Raw genomic sequence first — 22272 nt, forward strand, 5'->3', positions numbered from 1 at the left:
TTATATTTTATATAAAAAGCGAAGTCTTCATCAGACTCCGCTTTTTTCATGTATTATAAATCAATTGTTTAACACAGTATAGAAACTTAAGTTTGCAACAACCAAACTTCGTTTTTTCGACGTAAAGTATAATAATTTACAACAACTTTTTTTGTCTAATTTTTCGGGTTCAGTTCATTATATTTTCTACTTTGTCTTTATACACAACATATTCTTTCCCATCCACTACTGCTACCACTGCAAATTCATCTTTTGGATTGAATGAAAGCCAGTCAGCCCACATGCTTGTATTTGGTCCTCCACTCCACATGTTATGAACAGTGTTTTTAGTTAAATTCATAACTTTATAAGACGCATTTGGTGCATTTGTTCCAGTCTTTATTTCAAATGTATATGCGTTATGAATTTTTTTATAAAAGTAGAAAACGTTTGATGGACGAAGCTGATTCATGAGATCCTGTTCTTTTTTCTCTGCAATTTTCATCCCTTCTTGTAATGTGACAACATCTGTTCTTAATGTTTTCCAACTGTCTTTAGCTGCATTCAAGTGAGGGGTTAAGAATTTATATCTATTTTGATCAGCTTTTTGAGCTGCTTTATCAATATGTCCCAGTACGCCTGAATATTGAGAGTCTAAATCATCCCATTGCGTGGAAATATAAGTAAGAGCGGTAATAGCATTATCAATTGTACTATGCATATCACTAATATTATGAAACGCAACTCCAACTACACGATTTAATGTTATTTTATAATCTACAGTCTTACGTAATTCTGTTAATGTAGGCTCTAATCGGCCTAAATTGTCTCTTGCTGTACCTATCATTATACCACCAGAAATCAACGTGGGAATAAAAGGGATTTTTACCATTGTTAATCCATCAGATTCTAATTTTTTATAATAGTTTACTTGTCCTAAAACTTCATCTAAACGCTTTTGGTCAGTCTCCACATCAGCACCTTGGTTTTTTAAAATTGATTGCAAGGTCTCTTTATGGCTTCCAAATGCTCTGACATCTTCTCCAATATCGTTTTTGAATTTAGTTAATTCTTCTATTAATGCTTTTGCAGACTTTTGATTTTGTTGAATTTCACCTCGTAAATCTGTAATGCCTTTTTTTAAAGTATCTCCATTCCCTGTATTAATCGCCTCTACTAATGTTCCGTATTGACTATCAAATTTTGTATCGTATTCAATAATGTCTGTCAATGTATCTAAAAATTGTTTTTTTATTTTCGTATTCCATGTAACAGCGTGTGCTCTTGCGTTCTTTTGATCTTGTAAAATTTTAATAGGTAAATCTGCATACCCATTAATAGTAATTCCTTCAAAACTCACATCTGGATTATTAGTTAGCAAGTAAGAATAGTCATTCATAGATTTTGTAAATACCGCAGCATCTTGCAAAGCTTTTTTCATCTGTTCTTCATTTGCTGAAAGAGAAATATCTCCATTGTTAGTTTGTTCAATTTCACTTGCAAAAGTTGCTATTGGTGTGACTGCATAAGTTGTTGTCATAGTTAAAAAAGTCGATACAGCGAGTAGTTTGTAAGGGAGCTTTTTCATCATTTCATATTCCTCCTATATAGGCTTTGATTGTAAGTTCTACTTTTCTTTAAAAGTGAAATTAGTTCTGTGTCTTTATGAATATCGCTCAAAGAGAATTTATAGTAAAAGGCGAAGTCCTTAATCAGACTCCGCCTTTTCGGTGTATAAGGAATTGTTAAATGAATATTTAACGATGTAATCCTAGATTTTCTATGTGTTTTTAGGCAACTTTACAATAGAACCAATATTTCCCTATTGTTGTGGAGTAATAGGCTCCACTTTTAATTCTTTGATTCCATTTTTTATTGTGACTGCATCTTCGTGTAATGTGTTCCAAAGATCTTTAGCTGTCTTCAAGGTAGGTTTTAAGTAGCCAAATTTATTTTGATCAGCTTTTCCAGCTGCCTTATCAATCTGTTGCAGTACCCCAGCATATTGATTATCTAAATCAGTCCATTGCGTTTGCATATAAGTAAGAGCATTGATAGCATTATCAATCGTCTTATGCATCTGATCAGTATTATTATACGCAACTCCAACTACACGATTTAATGTTGTTTTAGAATCTACAGTTTTACGTATTTCTGCTAAATACGGCTCTAACTTGCCTAAATTATCTCTTGCTGTACCTACTATTATACCACCGATCCACCATAGGCCAAAAACGCCAACTTTCATTGTTGTAAATCCATCAGATTCTAATTTTTTATAGTAGTTTACTTGTCCTAAAACTTCATCTAGACGTTTTTGATCGTCCTCAAGCCCAGCTGTTTGATTTTTTAAAATCGTATACAATTGTTCTTTATTGCTTCCAAATGCTCTAACATCTTGTCCAATATTATCTCTTAACTTAGTTAATTCTGCTATTAAATTTTGTGCAGTCTTTTGGTTTTGTTGAATTTCACCTCGTAAATCTGTAATCCCTTCTTTTAAAGTATCTCCATCCCCTGTATTAATCGCATCTACTATTGTGTCATAATAATTGTCAAACGTTGTATTGTATTCAACAATGCCTGTCAATGTATTTAAAAGCTGTCCTTTTACTTTCGTATCCCATGTAACAGCATGTGCTCTAGCATTCTTTTGGTCTTGTATAATTTTACCGGGTAAATCTGGATATCCATTAATAGTAATTCCTTCAAAATTCACATCTGGATTATTAATTAACAAATAAGAATATTCATTCATAGATTTTGCAAATACCCCAGCATCTTGCAAAGCTTTTTTCATCTTCCCTTCATTTGCTGAAAGGGACATATCTCCATTGTTAGTTTGCTCAATTTCACTTGCATAAGTTGCTACTGGTGAGACTATAGAAGTTGTTGTCAAAGTTAAAAGTGCCGATGCAACGAGTACTTTGTAAGGGATTTTCTTTATCATTTCATATTCCTCCTATATAGGTTTTGATTTTTAGTTCTTTGTTTCTTGTGTAAAAGCGATGTCCTTCGAAATGAATTCTGCATCTTTATGAATACCACTCCAGCTTTGTTTAGCAGCTTTTAAATCATCAAGTATTAAAGAGAATTTATGTTCTTGCATAGAGTCGATATTATCATGTAAATCTGTATAATTAGCTCCCATTTTATTCCATTGTTGTTGGATACTTGTTAGAGACATGATTGCCTGATCCACTGTTTGATACAGATCTGTCAAAGTTGATTTCGCGTTAGTAAGCGAAATAACTGCTTGGCTAGCAAGATCGGCTTTCGTACCTAATTCTCCGATTTTTTTAGAAATTTCATTATAGGAGTCCATATGTTTAGACGCCGTGACACCAGCTGCTGTTCCTAAACCGATACCAGCTGCACCGAGAGCTGTAAGGCCACCAACAACAGCTGGTGTTGCTGTACCGCCAGTCACAATAATTACTACCGTTCCTGCAATGGCTGCAGCAACTAAAATGAATGCTCCTAATCCACCACCAATTGACCATGCTAATACATTGTTAAAATGCTCTGTCTGAGTAGAACGTAGCTTCTCAATTTCAGCTTGAATTTGTGGAATCAGGGCATTTTTTCCGGCTAATAGTGCTGTTAATCCACCTTGCCCATCTGGACCACCAACATTATTTTTAAACCCTGTAGAATTGTCATACAGTTTTGCTTTGAAGTCTTGTAACATCTTAATTACTTCTGTAACTTCATTTGAATTTGTATTAATTGTAGTGATTAAATCATTTAGGCCCTCTTTTAACTCTGCTTTATCTTTCTTTTGTACAGCAGCTTCCAATGTATCGTAATAATTTTTAAATTGTTCATCGTAATTTACAATATTACGTGCTGTTTTTTGAATCTTCGGCTTTGCTGTATCTAACCAATAATTTGCATTGATTCGTGATAGTTCTTGATTAAGGTGAATATTTTTAATTAATTCTGCTCCTTCTGAACCTAAATCAATATTGGCTAAATTTACATTTGGTTGTTTAATCATTGTTTTTGCGTACAAATCCATTACAAGAATATTAGATCCTGTTTGAGCTAATGCTTTCTTCAGCCCTTCAGGTCCTAATTCATAATTCCCTACTTTTTGTTCTTGAGCGGTTTGTTCTTGGGCAAGTACATGAATAGTGTTACCGTTAGTAGCAGTTATAAATGTTGCTAGAGTGGCTACAGCTAACACTTTAAATGGAAGTTTTTTCATAACCATTCTCCTTCTAAGTTTTTTGATAGATTCTTATAATCTTTTCGTTTTCGTTAAATTCGCAATATTAAAACTTATTAACTTGTTCTCCAAGGTAACTTGTTACATTTTTTAATTGTCTTAATGTATCTTTTTGAGACTGCTGGTCAGTTGTATCAACATTAGTAGATAATTTTGTAATATTATTTTTGATTAGATCCAAATCTGCTTTATAGCGTTTTAGTAGATCAAGTTCTACATCAACTTGATTTGCAAACGTATGCAAATCATTTTGCATAATAAGAAGCATTGATTTTTGTAGATCTGCTACTTTTAGGTTCTTTGTTAAATCATAAAATTTTTGGTTTTGTATCTCTAAATCAGCTAAATGTGCTCGTTGCTCTGCTGTTAGTTTATTTACTTCAGCGAAGGCACTATATGTTTGTTTAACTTTTTCAGGGTCAATAACTTTCGTAAGGTCATACTCTTTTGTCTTTGTAACTGCAGCTGCAGCTATTTCAGCTTGTTTGCTTTTCTCAATTGCTTCACGAGCTGCTTTTTTGGCAGCTTCAATCTCTAGAGCAGATTTACCTTTTTCTATCGCTTCTTGCTCTGCCTTTTTCTCTGCTTCTAAAATAGAGTTGTTAATTTCTTTTCCTTTGTTATACGCTGCCACAGCTGTTTGAGCAACAGGTTCAATGATATCTTTTGAAAGATTATAGACTTCTTTGAATATAACAAACCCTTGTTCATTTAAAGCTCCTGGTAACAACGCTATTTGTTGTAAATCATCTTGAATTGATTTTTGGGTATTTAGTATTTCACCTTTTATCTGGTCTATTTTTCCTGTTCCATCTGAACTTAGTACCCCTTGCGCTTTTGTAACATCAGCATCGAGATCTGTAAGTTTTTTATCGAGTTGTAATTTAAGATCTGTTAATTCATTAATTTGACGTTGTACGTTGTCTTGGTTCGTCATAGCCATGTCTTGAAGAACTTCTAGTCTATCCAAAAATCCTTCTTTATCTTCTCTATTGTCTACAAATCCTTTTAATGCTGGATAGTAGCTATTAAATTTAGTTACAAATCCCTTACTTTTTGAATTTAATAGAATTAACTTTGGATAAAGTTCCGATGACCATTCATTCATATCTTGTTTGATTAAGGATTGGTTCGTATTTAAAGATGGAACTTCCATAAGCTGTACATTAGGACTCATTAAAGCTTTATCTATATATGTTTGAATTAATTTAGATTGTGCACCTAATTTTCGTAATGATGAGGAAATATCCGTGTTCTCTTGTTGCGTTTCTGCCTGAACGATTGGCGTTGCGAGAGTATTGATAGGAATATTTGCTCCAGTAACAATGGATGTTATTAAAAATCCTGTAAGTATTTTATTTTTCATTCCGTACACCTCTTCACTATTGTCTTTTTACAATTTTATTCATACATCTTGAACAAACTATCTCTTTGCTTTCTTCTTGCATAATTGAGGTAAGAGAATTCTTTCGGATAGAGTGTGAAATCAAGAAACTCTCGTTATGATCTATTTTCATGGAATGTAAGGACCTTACGCCCTCATTGTAAACATTATGTTTTTGATAAGTAAACAATAAAATTCCATCGACTATATTTAAAAATTGAGATGTTTCATATTCGTATTTGAAAAAATATTATATCTAAAAAATTAAATGCTATGAATCACTTCACTAAGTGAAATAGTTATAATTTGATAATTAGGACTTAGATGTAAAGGTTTTCATTGATTTATATAAATCACTTGTTAAAATATGTTTTCAATATAATTTAATAGTACCTTGTATAATGGTTTACTTTATTTGGGAAATGTAAAATTGCATATCGATATAGTCATTTCAACGATAAATAATCTATAAAATTATTATCCTATGAATAGTAATTATGTTTTCTATAAAGTGAAATTTCCATGAGTGGGGAGCTTCATCCCCCACCTATCTTCTTTGCTTCTCTCGCAATCTTGAAGTGGGGATCTTACTTCCCGTTAATGCGGGATAAACATTACAAGGGGGATCTTCTACAGGGAATGAGACATGCTAAAAATATTTTTAAACGTATAATTTTCTTTTTTTGATACCGTGCCTCTAACAGAGAAATTGCAAGGGAACAAATCAGTAGATGCACAATTATGTATGGGAGCTTTTCAGTATCTTAATGAATTCATTTTGGATTGCGGGAGTGGTAGGAGTTACGAAAGCGTGGGTTTGTGGAAGGCGTAACATATGGTCCAGCTATAGATGTGTTGCAAGTAGTGTCTATTTTACAGAGTGATCAGTTTGTGAGTTTCTTTAATCACCTTAACAAAACATAAAATTATTACGACAAAATTCGACAAATGTGAACTTGTATATTTGTTAATATAGATGAAGTAATTATTTATATCATTGTTCTAGGAGGATTACTAAATGTTGAAAAAGTTAGCAACATTGCTTATGTGTGGTGTGTTTGCTTTTCATTTAGCTGCATGCGGCAATAATGCAAAAGCGACAGAAAACAAGGATGCAAATGTAGAAAAACAAAAAAAGGCTGAAGAACACCAGAAAGCTGAGGAACAAAAGAAGCAAGAAGAGGACCAGAAAAAGCAGGAAGAATTAAAAAAACAACAAGAAAACAGTACGTATGAAGATGTGACAGTGGCAGATCGTGAAAATAACACGCCAAACAGTGCAGAAAATAAAGTACAAAACGAAAGCTTAGTGAATGATTCGATTCATCATATTGATGATGAAAAAAATAAAATGAATACGAATCGCGTGGTAAATGCAACTGTACGTAAAAATATTGACGGAGATACGCTGAAAGTGCAATTAGAGAATGGAAAAGAAGAAACAGTGCGCTTTTTGCTTGTTGATACACCGGAAACAAAGCATCCACGTCTAGGTGTGCAACCATTCGGACCAGAAGCAAGTGCATTCACGAAGAAATACGCAAGCGAGGGAAAGAAAATTCAGCTTGAATTAGATGTAAGTGAACGTGAAAAATACGGACGTTTATTAGCTTATGTATGGGTAGATGGACAGATGCTAAATCGATTACTAATTGAACAAGGGTTAGCGCGCGTGGCATACGTATATGCGCCGAATACAAAGTATGTCGATTATTTACGCGAATTCCAAACAAAGGCACAGGCAAATAAGAAAGGTATTTGGAGTGTAGAAAACTATGCAACAGATAACGGCTTTGATAAAAATAAAACAGCAAAGCCTGCTACATCTGCACCGGCCTCGAAGCAATCACAACCTGCGCCAACTGAAGCACAGCCAAAACCAGAACAGAAACAACAACCAAATAACAACTTACCACAGGGTGAATACCATTTTAGCAGCTGTAAAGAAGCAAAAGCAGCTGGGTTCTCCAATATTCCAAAAGGTCATCCAGCCTATTCGTCTAAATTAGACCGAGATGGCGATGGAATGGCTTGTGATAAGTAAATACAAAAAAAGCTGTTTCCAAAATATCTTGGAACAGCTTCTTTCTTTAGCATCAGCAGCCGAATCCGCCTCCAAAACAACTACAACCGATTATGATTAATAGAATAAACAATACAATCAGTAAGGCAAATCCGCCACCGAAGCCACTACAACCAGCTCCAAAACCCATAATTTATTCCTCCTTTTAATAGAAACAAACAATGAGAGCTACAGTTAGAGATCCTTCGGCGATTTACAATACATTATGTGTCCTAGAACGATAGAGTGCATGGCTTAAAAGATGATTTTTGTTGCTTATAGTACAGCATGTTTTTGTCGGTATTGTCTCGGATTAGTATTCGTAAATTTTTGGAAACATTCGGGAAATATAGAACTCCCTGTATTTTCTCTAAAAGATTAATAACGTCATAGTAACAATGAAAGTTTTTCGCAAGACTTTTGTAACATTTATGAGAGAGAAATGAAAGATTTGTTAGATATGATGAAGTCAATCTTACTAGTGAATGTACTCATACCCTTAGTAAACAAGGAGGAAAATGATAATGAAGAAAAAGAAATTGAAGCCAGCATTTGCTGTATTAAGCAGTGTAACGATGGCACTAACTTTAGCATCCCCTGCTTTAGCCGAAACAAAGCCTGAACAAGATGGAAAAGTGGAGACCTTTAAAGAAGATAAAAATCTAAAGGACGGACAGAATATTATCTATGGTGATTCTGGAAAAAAAGGAATCATGATTATGGAAGAGCCACAGGCAAATAACGATTGGGACGAGGATGGTATCCCTAATGATGTGGAAGAAAAAGGATTTAAAATTGTATTTAATGAAAAGACAGGGAAAAATGAAGCCCAGTTATATGACCTTGTAGAAGACTTTGGGAAAAAGAGATTTATAACAAATCCGAAGAGTGCAAACTCAGATGGGGACCCTTTTACAGATAACTATGAAGTGGAGCATTATGATAGTGATTCTGATATAGATTTTAATCCCATGATCGCGAATGTACCAAATCTACAAATTGCTGTAAAACGTATCGATATTACTCCCGTTGCTAGTATTACAGATTCAAATGGTGAATCGCGTACTAAAAGTTGGGAAAAAAGTTTATCTGTACAACATTCTTTTAATGTTGGATTAGGTGTTGAAGGCGGCGCCGAGGGATCAGCAGCGGGTCCTGTCCCTTCAGGAAAAGGATCGTTAAATGTAGGATATGGTTACTCTAATACAAAAACGGAAACAGAAAGCATCTCTAATAGTTTTGATTGGTCAACAGCAACAACTGTTGATTCAGCTAAAGCAGCAAATGTGCGTTTCCATCTAGAATATAAAAACACGGGTACTGCATCTGCTGGGGATGTTTCACCTCACTTTAACATTCGATTAGGTAATAAAATTATTAATACTGTAAAGGCAACACAAGATCGTTATAAAGCCAACTTGTTAACTACAGCAAAAGGTGGAAACAATAAAACTGAAATTCTAATGGATAGTGTAGAAGGTCAAGCGGATGTGAAAATTTCTCTAACACTGGATGAATTAAAAGCAGTAGAACAAGGGGCACCCCTTTCTATTGAAGTCTTGCCTACTAGTACGATGAATGTGTATACAATGAAAGATGGACAATTTGTAAATTTAGGAGATTGGTCGCATTTTGCATCAAATGTAAATGCTTCTACTACATTAGTAGAAACAAACTACGGTTCTATACCAAAATATAGAGTCTATACACCAAGAACGGGCAAGGAAAAGCCTGCTAACATTAATAATAATCTTTCGCTAGACGAATTCTTTGCACATACTGAGATAGCTGATAAAGGTTGGGTAGCGAATTATATAGTAAATGGTCGACTAAACCCAGAGCGAGTTCGTTATGGTCCAAATCGGACTCTTTTAGAACGAGGTAAGAACCTTGGTTTCTTTGATAACCGTGTACTACGACCAACTCTATCATATAGCAGTTATGATTATAGCAAGAAAAAGATTTACGCATCAGTTATACCAGGGATATTTAATTTGAATGAAGAAATCTTTGTTACGGTTCGTAATAAAAAAGGTGAGAATCAAAAGGTAACACTAGTTCGAAATCAGAATTCAAATGTGTATGAATCTAAAGAAAATGAACCTGTAGACTTAGCGATAAACCGTAGATCTCTTGGGGAAAATTCCGCTAAGTTTGAACTCATTGATGAAAAAGATAATAAAACTGAAGTCTTCACGCCTCTTGTTTCAAATAAAAGCTATCTAGAAGCTATCGATAAATTAGTAGTAGATAATTCTGGAGAACCTATAGTAGAAGGTAAAAAGTACTATTTGAAGTCATCTGTTAACTTTCATGATGGTGTAAAGGAATCCTGGTCCGCCGGTACTTTAAGCCAATCAATTAATGGGAGATATGTACACTTTTCACTTAAGAGTAATAATTGGGATGGATTGAGACTCGGGCCTATCCAACAAGCAATACATGGACCAGACATTCAAGCAACACCAGTATTAATTGAAAGAAAAGGAAAATCTAAACCTGAAGAACCATTCAAAAAAGATGAAGAAGTGTTTCTTAAGTTTACGAATAGTAATCACAGTGGTTATCAGTATCTCAACATTGGAAATGGATATGATTATAGCTGGTTAGATCAAGAAAATAATAGATCTGCTATAAAATTAGACAAACTTCCTAATCAGAAGAACTTCTATCTAAAATCTGATTCTACTTATATAACATCTAGAGAAAATCAGTGGACTAGTTCTGTTGCAGATAATGGTATTGCCCCGCTTGTGGGTGCTGGTGAGCGTGTTTTAAGATCTGAGCATACAACTTCACCAAGTAATTATCACCAATGGGAATTAGAAAGTGTTAAATAAAGTAAGAAATTATAAGACTGCAAAGTGTTTCTTTTAGACGGCTTTGCAGTCTGTTTCTATTTTTTACTGAAAGATTTCTATGTTGAAGAACCGCAACGAAAAAATTCATTCCGCTTCTTGCTTCAATCTTTTCAATTTGTATTGTACTCTCTTATATCACCGATTTTTCTGTTATAATAGCTCTTGCATTCAATTTTGGAATGGTTATCATAACAATGGTATTTTTACTACAAGATTTTTCTAAGCTTAGTAGAAATTGATTAGTGTATTAATCCCATTAATCGCAATGAGGACTTATATTATGTAACAAAGCCTTTCCAATTCTATACTCAACATTTAAAACTTCGATATGTACTCCTCAAAGGGTTGAAAATAAAGCAGTATTCTCCTTTTAAGTATGTCACCTGGATTGTATCATTATTTTTCGTGAATAAATGACTATAGTTCTTGACTTGGAATATATATATTATCAATTATTATATTTGCATAAAAGATAACTATAAACAAAAAATGATAGATTTCTTTTAATGTACAAGAGTATATGCTTGTTTTCTACCATAGGCAAAGTTGACAACAGAAGAAGAGAGAGTACAGGTTTTGTTGTATTCTGCTTATATGTCGGGAAATTAAAATAGATACATAGAAAAGAACAGCGGGGGTTCTAGTTATGAAACAAAGAATTGTAATTATAGAAGACGAAGAGAATATTAGAGAAATATGTAAACGGTATTTAGAGAGAGAAGGGTATGAAGTATTTACAGCTGAAAATGGAACAGAAGGCTGGGATGCGTTTCAACAATATCAACCAGATTTAATTATTTTAGATTTAATGATGCCGAAAAAAGATGGCTGGGAGTTATGTGAGGGAATTCGTCAACAATCGAACGTTCCTATTATTATGTTAACCGCTAGAGGCGAGGAAAGAGATCGCATTTTAGGCTTAACAATTGGAGCGGATGATTATGTGACAAAGCCGTTTTCGCCTCGCGAATTAGTTTTAAGGGTTCAAATTATATTAAGAAGAGGGAACCAGCCAGTCGTGCAAACGAAAGAACCGGAATTAGAAGTGATAGAGTTTTCAGATTTAGAGATTTATCCAGCAAAGAGAAGTGTATTTGTTTGTGGAAATGAAGTTGACTTAACCGTTAAAGAGTTTGAAGTACTTTATACGATGGCAAAACATCCAAAACAGGTGTTTTCTCGGTCGCAGCTTCTTGAGCAAATTTGGGAATTTGAATATGAAGGTTGCACCAATACAGTAACGGTGTTAATGAGTCGTTTACGTGAAAAATTGGATAAGCACACGACAAAGAACCGTTGGATTCATACTGTTTGGGGCATAGGATATCGTTTTGATCCGAGTGGGGGAACTGAAACATGAAACTACGTTATCAATTGTTATTGATGAATTCATTAAGCATGAGTATCATGGTCATTGCGATATGGTACAGTGATACGAGAATGTTACTTAGGCCAGAACAAACTCGGTTATTAACAGGAGTTGCGATTGTAGCAATGATTCTGTCAACTCTTATCTATTGGTTATTAACACGCCCGATTATGAGATCTATTCAAAATTTAATTGCATTATCACAACAATTTAGTGATAGGCATTTTGAAACGATGTATATAATTGGAAAAGAACCCCGAGAGTTTCAGGAACTCGCAACAGCTTTTCAGAAGATGGCGAAAAAGTTAGAAGAAGGATTTACGAAGTTAGAAGAAGGGGAAAAAGCGCGTACAGAGCTGATTTCCAATATTTCACATGACTTAAGAACACCCATTGCCAGCGTACAATTGATGATAGAAGCAATGCAAGATAATGTAATTGAAGATCCTGACATGAAAAAGCAGTACTTAGCCACAATATTAAAGGAAATGCAAAGATTAAATGGTTTAATTAATAACTTATTTGATCTTTCCAAGTTAGAACTTGGACAAGAAGAGTTTCATCCAAGTTTAACCCATGTGGACAGAGTACTATTAGAAGTACTAGATTCACATTCTATCTTGCTAGAGGAAAAACGAATGCATTTAGAAGTACAGGTGTCTGATACATTGCCTCGGCTTTTGATTATGCCTTGTAAAATAGTACGGGTTATTAGTAATTTGTTACATAATGCAATTCGGTATTCTCCTGCAGCTTCCACAATTGATTTGATTGTGGAAGAAAATAAGCAGAAGCAACATGTCCAATTTATTATTCGTGATGAAGGACAAGGCATCAAATACAATGATCAATTACGCATATTTGAACGTTTCTATCGAACGGATCAGTCCAGAAGTTCGCAATCTGGAGGATCCGGGCTTGGATTAGCTATCGCAAAATCATTAGTTGAAATGCACAAAGGCGAAATTGGTGTGCGAGATCGTTTAGATGGGAAACAAGGAACTGAATTTTGGTTTACGCTTCCTATTACATCAGAAAAAAAATAAGGCGTGAAAGACTTTTGTAATAGTTATGTTATGGAAATGAGAGATTTCCTTGCTAACATATAAGTGTTAGAGGAGGGAACTTACTTTATGAAAAGAAAACATATATTCCTTATAGGAGCATTCATAATTGTTGGGGGGATAGTGTGGTCCTTATTCCGCCCAGAGAAATTATTTATTGATAAGAAAGTAAATGAAACATTGCCGCAAACAGAAATGAAATCAAAAGAAACAAAGCAGGTAATAAGCGAAGGACAGTTTCAAAGCGGTGTCCATGAAACAACTGGAACAGCAACAATCCATCAATTAGCAGATGGAAAACGTATTTTACGCCTTACTAATTTTACAACTTCTAACGGACCGGATGTTCGAGTTGTATTAGTTCCTACAAAGCAATTGAAAAACAATGAAGATGTTAAAAATTATAAGTATATTGAATTAGGAAAATTAAAAGGAAACAAAGGCGATCAAAACTATGAGATTCCTGATGAGATAGATGTAAGTGCATACGGCGCAGTTTCTGTATGGTGTAAGAGATTTAATGAGAACTTTGGCGCGGCATATGTAAATAAAAATTGAAAAACGGACATACCCCCCTTTTTTCTAGGTGATCAAGAGTATCTGGCTATGCATAGAAGCGATCAGGGCCTATTCCTGCCACGTGCGAGGTATAAAACAAAGGAAGCAAGTACAGGTCATGTTGTATTCTGCATAGCAGCGACTTATATGTCGAAAAATGAAAATGGATGTATATAAAAAACGGGTGATAGAACTGAAATCTATTACCTGTTTTTTAATTTTTATAAAAATATATTTATATATAAAAATTAAAAAAGATATAAAACCCCTTTTTTTAGGAGGAACGAGGGCATCTGGCCGTGCATAGAAGCAGTCAGGGTCTATTCCCGCCACGTGCGAGGTTTAAAGCAAGGGAAGAAAGTAAGTAGCGGTCATGTTGTGCTCTGTATAGCAGTGACTTATATTATATGTCGAAAAATGAAAATGGATTTATAATACATATAAAAAGCCTAGTAAAATACGAGAAAAGTAATGCAAACGATTGCAATAAATGATAATATGTAAACGCATACATGTTTGTTTGTAATTACAAATATAGAATGAAACCCTTTGCTTTCATTCAAGTTTTTATTATTTGTAGTCTTAATTTTTAGAAAAGGAGAGAGCGTATGAAAAAATATTTAAAAGGCTGTAGTATTGCCATGTTATCTGTTCTTATATTCTTTGCTTTTTCAATTTTTCCAAGCCAGAGTTATGCAGCTGTAAACGGGCAATCAATGAACGGAAATTACAAAGCATATATTATGGCACCGTTAAAGAAAATACCCGATATGATGACATGGGAGACGTTTGAAAATGATTTACGCTGGGCAAAACAAAACGGCTTCTCTGCTATTACTGTTGATTTTTGGTGGGGAGATATGGAGAAGAATGGAGATCAACAATTTGATTTTTCTTATGCCCAGCGCTTTGCACAATCTGTAAGAAATGCTGGTATGAAAATGATTCCGATTATTTCAACGCATCAATGTGGCGGTAATGTTGGAGATGATTGTAATGTACCGCTTCCTTCTTGGATATGGAATCAAAAATCAGATGATAGTTTATATTTTAAATCGGAAACAGGAACAATTAATAAAGAAACATTAAATCCGCTAGCTTCAGATGTAATTCGAAAGCAGTACGGAGAACTATATAATGCTTTTGCAGAGGCGATGGCTCCGTATAAAGATGTCATTTCGAAGATTTATTTATCGGGCGGTCCGGCTGGAGAAACACGTTATCCATCTTATACGTCGGCTGATGGATCAGGTTACCCGTCTAGAGGGAAGTTTCAAGCTTATACGGAATTTGCGAAAGAGCAATTTCGTTCTTGGACATTACAAAAATATGGATCTTTAGCAGGAATAAACAAAGCTTGGGGGACAAACTTAACTTCTATGTCACAAGTACTTCCTCCATCTGATGGAAATCAATTTTTGACAATCGGCTATCAAACAAAGTACGGTGAAGATTTCTTAAAGTGGTATGAAGGTGTGTTAGAAGAGCATACAAAATTGATAGGTGAATTAGCTCATTCTGCATTTGATAATACGTTCCACATACCAATTGGAGCAAAAGTTGCCGGTGTTCATTGGCAATACAACAATCCAAATCTTCCGCACAGTGCTGAAAAGCCAGCGGGATATAATGATTATAGTAGTTTGTTAGACGCCTTTAAGAGTGCAAAATTAGATTTAACATTTACCTGCTTAGAAATGTCAGATAAGGGAACATATCCAGAATATTCAATGCCAAAAACACTTGTAAAACAAGTAGCTAAGCTTGCGAATGAAAAAGGGATTGTCCTAAATGGCGAAAATGCGTTAAGCATAGGAAGCGATAATGAATATAAGAAAGCAGCTGAAATGGCTTTTAATTATAACTTTGCGGGATTCACACTGCTTCGTTATCAAGATGTTATGTACAATAATACATTGATGGCACAGTTCAAAGATACTTTAGGAGTTACTCCTACTTCGCAAACAATCGTTGTAAAAAATGCACCAACAACTACTGGAGATACAGTGTATATTGCTGGAGATCGTGCTGAGTTAGGGCAATGGGATACAACGCTATATCCTATTAAATTATCGTATAACTCTACTTACGGAGATTGGAGAGGCACAGTTTATTTACCAGCTGAGCGAAATGTTCAATTCAAAGCGTTTATTAAGCGCCAAGATGGAACGATTAAAGCATGGCAGCCAAATCAGCAATATTGGACACCAATTCCAGCGACTTCTACTGTGTATACGGATTTATGGTAGTTTCATTGCTTAAAAGAAATTTTTAATTTTTGTTGAAGTAAACAATGATAAAGGGCAAACTAAGCAACCAAATATATGATAAATTTGGTTGCTTTATTTTTCATACAGAAAGGATAGCGCTTTCTAAATTAATACCACCATTTCTCCTGCGGCAGCAAGACAACATTGACATTAAAATTTTGCGAAAACCAGTCATACATGAGTGTCTTCTTTACTAAATACTCCGATGCAGAGTGGGAAACACCGATGAGCGACATAGTTGTATGCGGTATGTACTCTTTCATAATGGCATATTTCTTTTTGCCATAGTCGTTATCGATATGACAATGCACTTCCCCAGTAACATAAGCTTGCGCGCCTTTTTCCTCAGCTTCTTGCATCATGCTTACTTTATCACCGCAGCCAGCGATGATTGCGATTTTCGAAATATGAGAACGTGTTTGTCCTTCAAAGTCTACATAAGGGATGTCAAAAATCTTTTTTGCTTTTTCCATTAGCTCATTTGTATGTGTTGGAGCTATTTCACAAATCAATCCATCGCCTTCAGCGAAGCTTTCAATTACGGATGCATGTAGTGCTTTGGCGATGGCGATACTTGTCCCATACGTTTGATGACGGTCCATTGGCGCATGACATGTGTATACGGATAATCCCTTGTCCTTTATTGCTTGCAAATAGTGACTTGGAATAGGAATGAACCCGCGCCCTGGTAAGCCTTGCGGATCGCCGCATTCCATGACAAGCGGATGATGCATAAATAATAAGTCTCCAGCTGTTCCTTCAGTAAGAAACTTATCAAGCACTTCGTTAGTTGGAAAAACAGCTAGAAAGACATTGCGAACAACAGCTGCTCCTTTTATCATGAGCCCATTAAAGTGTGTCACGAAATCATCTTCAAAGAACTCTTGCCAAGGAAATGAAATTGGATCATAAGCAGCTGGGAGGAAACGGCTAAACCCAGGATCTATTCCGTATTTGTGTACGGAAAATAACGTATTCAACTGATATTCTAGTTCTTGAAGTTTTGGCATGAGGAAAACCTCCTTTGGGAAAATGTATCAATTTAATTATATGGTTTAATGAATTTTCTGTATATAAAAATCGAATCGATTTATAAAAAAAGAATGCTACAATAGAATAATCGTGATATAGGTAGGAGGAAAAACAATGAATGTGACCGTAACGGACGCAGCATATGCGAAAATGAAAAAGATAATTCCAAGTGAAGCTAAATATATAAAATTATTTTACGATACAGAAGGATGCGGCTGTGTGATGAGTGGGATTATTGACTTAGTCGCTGCACTAGAAAAAGATGAGCAAGACGTGGACATTCCATCAAACAAGTTTCAGTTTATTGCCGATCGAACGAAGCTTGTTTTTATGGATGATAACTTGACTGTTGATTTTTCTGAATCTGGGGGAACCTTTCAATTAAAAAGCCCGAGTCAATATTATAATCCGAATATGAAATTGCATGTTCGGGTGTAATTCATGGAAGAGAAGAAAGCAGATCATCTTTGCTTTCTTCTAATTTATTCCCAAACATAAAATATCAAAAATTAACGAATATTATTTATGGTAATTTCTTAGTGAAAAGTGAAATTAGGCGTATTTTATTGTGGAATCTATGTCATGTTTCTTTTCTTTATTTCTTCTAATACTTTTTAAACGAATGAAAATCATCAACATAACGAAAGTAGTAATAGAAGTGTAAAAGGAGAATTTTTGAATAGCTGTTCCTGGGTATGATACTTCCATTTTACCTTTTTCTTGGATCGGTACTTCTATCAATCCGTTGTTAGACATTTTTATCGGAACTATTTTGTTGTTAATTTTCACCTCATAGCCTTTGTAATAAATCATTGGAAGTTCTAAGACATCTTTATTCTTTGCATCAAAATTTATATAAAGCTCATTGCCTTCCTTTACTATATGACTTAGTTTCGTGGTATGATTTCTTGTTTTCACTTCGTCTTTCTTTCGAGATTTTAAAACATCGATCTTTGTAACAGAAGGCAGGTATTCAGAACCTGCACCTATATTGTATGAATCTTTAAAAGTTTGCTCTCCTCTAAATTGATTTTGGTCATGTATACGAAAATCTTTATAATATTGAGCTATTGTCGATGTATTACTGAATAATAGAGAAAGAACAATAACTAGCAAACCGATTGAATGATATTTTTTCTTAATAGCATAGCCTATATAAACAGAACAGCTAAATGCCATTAATAATGTTACAAGTGCAAAAAGTCTAAATGTGAATTGTATAACGTCTAGCATATGGAAGTGTTTCCATGGGAAGTAGTTTGTTGTCATTAGTAAAAATATCATTGCGATTAATAAGCATTTGTCAGCAAAACTTATTATTGCATTTTTCTTTTTAATGTTAAATCTATATATTAATGGTAAAAATAAAACGTATCCTATTCCTATAATTGCAGAACCTTTATTGTTTAATATAATGCTTTTGCATAATTTTCCTAGTGAATACATCGTATCGCCAGGTGTTGTAAAAGTATATGTATTGAGATAGAAGGTATTCGATGCCATTTGCTCTACCATTGGAAAAATAAAAAAAGCTGATAGTAAGATTGTTACTCCGCCAGCAATAACAAAATAAATTATTTTTGTTTTATCCTCCCAGAGTCTATTAATTGAAAAGAGCAGGAAGAGCAGTAACATGCAAAAAGCTAATACACTTGATAAAACATGAGTATAAATCATTCCAGTGAACCCAATCGTTAAAATGTACCACTTTCTTTTCTGTCCATATAAAATTTCATAAATTCCATACAATATAACAGGAAGAAAGATAAACGCCAATGACTCCCCAAGCGCAGCTCTTTGATAAACATCAAATGCTCTATAGAGTGAAAAGACATACAATATAGTCATAAAGCTTGATGAAGTTACTTTTTTACTCATTTTATAGACACAATAATAAGTTACGCATGCTGTTGCTATTGTATAAATTATTATATAAGTTCTATAGGAAACTACTAAACTGTATCCTAAATTCAATAAAATAGCCATTGGAAATAGAAAAAGGTTAGAATAAAACCAATTTGTTGCATAACCATATCCATTTAAAAAGGTACTATCAATGTAAAATGGGTATTGAGATGTTTTAATTGCTTCAGCTAATCCGAATATGCGATTAAAATGGAATCCTATATCATCTCCTGCCAATACTAAATCTTTGTCCCAAAATAAATTCATTTGTATAATAGTACATATGAATATAAGGGCGATGATAGCGGAGAATGCTAAAGCATCTTTTTTATTAACCTTTATTAACTTCACGATTTTTATCCTCCGTATATTTTGATTTATACATATCATGGAAATATAAGGTTATTTTACCAAATTTATATCAACAAATAAACAGCGAATATTTTGTCGAATTTATGAATGAGAAGAAAAAAAGGTATTACTTATAAAGAAGAGGAAATGTTTGAGTGCTATATTTATCCCGCATTAACGGGCAGTAAGCCCCCCACCTCAAGATTGAGAGAAGCGAAGAAGATAGGTAGGAGTAGTTCAATGGTCCTATGGTTTGTAAAGTCAGAAAAAACGTTACTTGTAAAAGAAAATATATCAAAATAAGAAAGCAGAGTAGATCTGCTTTCTTATTTTTTGATTTTCGGTAATAAAATAAGATACAAAATTGCTATAACAAATGGAATCCAGTTAAGAAAAGGGAAGCGGAAATAAGTGACGAGAATCATACCGGTGAGAAGAACGCTGAGGACGGCATAGAAAACGCTATGCTTAGGTGTATACCAATATAACGTTAAGCCGACGAGAGCCGGGATAAGGAAATGAATAAGAGCGATGAGAAAGAAGAGCAATGGAAGTCCCTCCTTTATTGTGTACTTACTATATAATATCCACATTTTGTTAGAATGATATCTTATTTTATAAAAAAATGTTTGAAAAAACGACACAATTCGACTCGTTATTTGCAAGAGATTTTTTGTATAATGTTATTTCTTAAATTCAATTTAATAATATAAACACTATCAAAATAGTTGAAAATTTGTAAATCCATTTAAACAGCTGGTATGGAGAGATGATTTGTTTTTGTATTGCACGTGGTAGGGAATCGATTACATACTTTTACCCACTTAAAAAAGTGGTTTTTACGTTGTTTTTTAATTGGACGATATTTGATATAGAGATTTTGCAGTAGAGGAGCCAGAACATGATTAGCATGTCGTTACAAACATTTAAAGTACAAACATATTATATTTTAGCACTGATGCTGTTAGGCTGGACATTTACTCCGTTTTCTCCGCACTTTTTAGGAATCGGTCTTGGTTTTCTCGTGAGCACATATTGTGTTTGGATTTTAGGGCGCCGCATTGAAAAAATCGGAGAGAGCATAGTAAAAAAAAGTAAGTCACCAACTCTTGGTATGATAAACAGATTTGCAGCAGCAATACTTGGTGCCATTATTATGTACGAGATTGAGCATCATATGGTGATGTGGGCATTTGCTGTTGGGATTATGGGCGGGTATATATTAATTGTGATTAATTTAGCATATTACAGTATGAAAGATGTGAAGAAATAGGGAAGAGGCTTGCGAGATTACTCGTAAGCCTCTTTTATATGTAAGTATGCGCAATTACAAGAAAACATGGGCTTTGTCGGTGAATACTTGTTTTCTTGCAGTCACAACATACTTATTCACATTAAAGTCAGGTTAAGCGATTGGACCGCCAAGGTTTACAACTGTTTCAGAAACAGTATCAAATTTCTTGAAGTTTTCTTTGAACTTATTTGCAAGTTCAGTTGCTTTTACTTTGTAAGCTTCTTTATCAGTCCATGTTTGTTCTGGCATTAATACTTCATCAGGTACACCGGGAACATGAAGTGGTACTTCAAGACCAAAGATATCATGTTTTGCTGTTTCAGTGTTGTCAAGCTCGCCGTTTAACGCAGCTTGCACCATTGCGCGTGTATGACCTAAGTTCATACGTTTTCCAACGCCGTATTCGCCGCCAGTCCAGCCAGTGTTCACTAAGAATACTTTTGCATCATGCTTCTCGATCTTTTCACCAAGCATTTCTGCGTAGCGAGATGCATCAAGTGGTAAGAATGGAGAACCAAAGCATGTTGAGAATGTTGCTTGCGGAGAAGTAATACCGCGCTCAGTTCCTGCTAGTTTACTAGTGTAACCGCTTAAGAAATGATACATAGCTTGCTCTTTCGTTAATTTACTGATTGGAGGCAACACGCCGAATGCATCAGCAGTTAAGAAAATAATTGTATTAGGATGACCTGCAACGCTAGGTAATACGATGTTATCAATTGCATCAATTGGATAAGCTGCACGTGTATTTTCTGTTAATGCAGTGTCATCGTAATTTGCAATGCGTGTATGTTCATCAATTACAACGTTTTCTAAAACAGAGCCGAATTTAATTGCGTCAAAGATTTGTGGCTCTTTCTCACGAGATAAGTTCACACATTTTGCATAGCAACCGCCTTCAATATTAAACACACCGTTATCAGACCAACCGTGCTCATCATCACCAATTAATTTACGGTTTGGATCAGCAGATAATGTTGTCTTACCTGTTCCAGATAAACCGAAGAATAAAGCAACATCGCCTTCTTCGCCTACGTTTGCAGAGCAGTGCATAGAGAAAATGTCTTGCTCTGGAAGTAAGTAGTTCATGATAGAGAAGATTGATTTTTTCATTTCACCAGCGTATTCTGTGCCGCCGATTAACACGATACGCTTTTCAAAAGAAACGATAATAAATGTTTCTGAATTTGTGCCGTCAACTTCTGTATCTGCTTTAAAGTTTGGTGCAGATACAATTGTGAACTGTGCATCATGATCTTGTAATTCTTCTTCAGTTGGACGAATGAATAATTGGTGCGCAAATAGGTTATGCCAAGCATATTCATTAATAACTTGAAGAGGAAGACGGTAGTTGCGGTCTGCTCCTGCAAATCCTTTGAATACGAATAGTTCTTCCTTATCTTTTAAGTATTCTAGCACTTTTGTATATAATTTATTGAAATGTTCTTCAGAAATTGGTTGGTTAACAGATCCCCAAGCAATTTTGTCCGTAACAGATGCTTCGTCTACAATAAATTTATCTTTCGGAGAACGTCCTGTATATTTTCCTGTTGAAACAGAAACTGCGCCAGTAGAAGATAATTGACCTTCTTTTCTCATTAATACCTTTTCCGTTAATTGCGGAACGCTCAATTGAACCTGTGCATTGCTTCCGTTCAATAGTTCATGTAATCCAATTTGGACATTCGCAGTACTCATATTTATATACCATCCTTTATTTGATTTATGAATATTCATCGTAATCCCCACCAAAAGTATAACACAATCATATAAATAATGTATACTATTTATTTGTTTTTGTTTGTGTTATTATATTATTTTTTTCCATAAATTTCTGGTATGAAAAACTTATAGGAATATGTGTATTTGGATTGACAAATGAAAGTCATTTCTTTAGTATAGTTGAGGACGG

17 protein-coding genes are annotated in these 22272 nt (G+C 34.5%); 8 read left to right on the plus strand and 9 right to left on the minus strand.

Annotated features, from left to right (window positions below):
• Positions 1–169: 169 nt before the first annotated feature.
• From AB1280_RS21595 to AB1280_RS21610, 4 genes are all read right to left on the minus strand, one after another.
• Positions 170–1570, minus strand: coding sequence for an HBL/NHE enterotoxin family protein (locus tag AB1280_RS21595; protein WP_429756950.1), 1401 nt, complete (start codon positions 1568–1570; stop codon positions 170–172).
• Positions 1571–1801: 231 nt separating this feature from the next.
• A complete protein-coding gene (locus AB1280_RS21600; protein ID WP_429756951.1) occupies positions 1802–2929 on the minus strand; it encodes an HBL/NHE enterotoxin family protein in 1128 nt (375 codons plus the stop codon).
• 30 nt (positions 2930–2959) lie between these two features.
• Complete coding sequence (locus AB1280_RS21605) at positions 2960–4189, minus strand: HBL/NHE enterotoxin family protein (protein WP_429756952.1); 1230 nt, start codon at positions 4187–4189, stop codon at positions 2960–2962.
• 67 nt (positions 4190–4256) lie between these two features.
• Positions 4257–5576, minus strand: a complete 1320-nt coding sequence (locus AB1280_RS21610; protein WP_429756953.1) for an HBL/NHE enterotoxin family protein — start codon at positions 5574–5576, stop codon at positions 4257–4259.
• Between the two features lie 1036 nt (positions 5577–6612).
• Between AB1280_RS21610 and AB1280_RS21615 the strand changes: the two genes are divergently transcribed.
• Entirely contained in the window at positions 6613–7638 is a 1026-nt protein-coding gene (locus AB1280_RS21615) for a thermonuclease family protein (RefSeq protein ID WP_429756954.1), read from the plus strand.
• Between the two features lie 52 nt (positions 7639–7690).
• Here the strand turns inward: AB1280_RS21615 and AB1280_RS21620 are convergent, their stop codons facing one another.
• Positions 7691–7807: a YjcZ family sporulation protein gene (locus tag AB1280_RS21620; protein ID WP_272188623.1), complete on the minus strand. Its 117-nt coding sequence runs from the start codon at positions 7805–7807 to the stop codon at positions 7691–7693.
• A gap of 373 nt (positions 7808–8180) precedes the next feature.
• Here AB1280_RS21620 and AB1280_RS21625 point away from each other — a divergent pair, with 373 nt between their 5' ends.
• From AB1280_RS21625 to AB1280_RS21645, 5 genes are all read left to right on the plus strand, one after another.
• Positions 8181–10496 carry a binary toxin-like calcium binding domain-containing protein gene (locus AB1280_RS21625; RefSeq protein ID WP_429756955.1) on the plus strand — a complete coding sequence of 772 codons (2316 nt, stop codon included), beginning with the start codon at positions 8181–8183 and terminating at the stop codon, positions 10494–10496.
• Between the two features lie 667 nt (positions 10497–11163).
• A complete protein-coding gene (locus AB1280_RS21630; RefSeq protein WP_429756956.1) occupies positions 11164–11877 on the plus strand; it encodes a response regulator transcription factor in 714 nt (237 codons plus the stop codon).
• Positions 11874–12932 (plus strand): sensor histidine kinase, encoded by a 1059-nt coding sequence (locus tag AB1280_RS21635; RefSeq protein WP_429756957.1) that lies wholly within the window; start codon positions 11874–11876, stop codon positions 12930–12932. Before AB1280_RS21630 ends, AB1280_RS21635 begins: the two co-directional genes overlap by 4 nt.
• 87 nt (positions 12933–13019) lie before the next feature.
• Positions 13020–13508, plus strand: a complete 489-nt coding sequence (locus AB1280_RS21640) for a DM13 domain-containing protein (RefSeq protein ID WP_429756958.1) — start codon at positions 13020–13022, stop codon at positions 13506–13508.
• Between the two features lie 608 nt (positions 13509–14116).
• Positions 14117–15757 (plus strand): family 14 glycosylhydrolase, encoded by a 1641-nt coding sequence (locus AB1280_RS21645; RefSeq protein WP_429756959.1) that lies wholly within the window; start codon positions 14117–14119, stop codon positions 15755–15757.
• A 128-nt stretch (positions 15758–15885) separates the two neighbouring features.
• On the opposite strand, the gene AB1280_RS21650 is transcribed toward AB1280_RS21645, so the two are convergent.
• Complete coding sequence (locus AB1280_RS21650) at positions 15886–16788, minus strand: Nif3-like dinuclear metal center hexameric protein (protein ID WP_429756960.1); 903 nt, start codon at positions 16786–16788, stop codon at positions 15886–15888.
• A gap of 136 nt (positions 16789–16924) precedes the next feature.
• On the opposite strand from AB1280_RS21650, the gene AB1280_RS21655 reads away from it, so the two are divergent.
• A complete protein-coding gene (locus AB1280_RS21655; protein WP_429756961.1) occupies positions 16925–17248 on the plus strand; it encodes an iron-sulfur cluster biosynthesis family protein in 324 nt (107 codons plus the stop codon).
• A gap of 114 nt (positions 17249–17362) precedes the next feature.
• Here AB1280_RS21655 and AB1280_RS21660 read toward each other — a convergent pair whose 3' ends face one another.
• Entirely contained in the window at positions 17363–19066 is a 1704-nt protein-coding gene (locus AB1280_RS21660) for a hypothetical protein (protein ID WP_429756962.1), read from the minus strand.
• A 326-nt stretch (positions 19067–19392) separates the two neighbouring features.
• The gene (locus AB1280_RS21665) at positions 19393–19614 is read right to left on the minus strand and encodes a hypothetical protein (protein WP_020060219.1); all 222 of its coding nucleotides are present in this window, start codon (positions 19612–19614) and stop codon (positions 19393–19395) included.
• A gap of 353 nt (positions 19615–19967) precedes the next feature.
• Here AB1280_RS21665 and AB1280_RS21670 point away from each other — a divergent pair, with 353 nt between their 5' ends.
• Positions 19968–20339: an ATP synthase subunit I gene (locus AB1280_RS21670; RefSeq protein WP_272188613.1), complete on the plus strand. Its 372-nt coding sequence runs from the start codon at positions 19968–19970 to the stop codon at positions 20337–20339.
• A gap of 132 nt (positions 20340–20471) precedes the next feature.
• On the opposite strand, the gene pckA is transcribed toward AB1280_RS21670, so the two are convergent.
• Complete coding sequence (gene pckA / locus AB1280_RS21675; protein WP_429757386.1) at positions 20472–22058, minus strand: phosphoenolpyruvate carboxykinase (ATP); 1587 nt, start codon at positions 22056–22058, stop codon at positions 20472–20474.
• Between the last annotated feature and the right edge of the window lie 214 nt (positions 22059–22272).

The organism is Bacillus sp. S10(2024) (genome assembly GCF_050473865.1).
Classification (GTDB): Bacteria; Bacillota; Bacilli; order Bacillales; family Bacillaceae_G; genus Bacillus_A.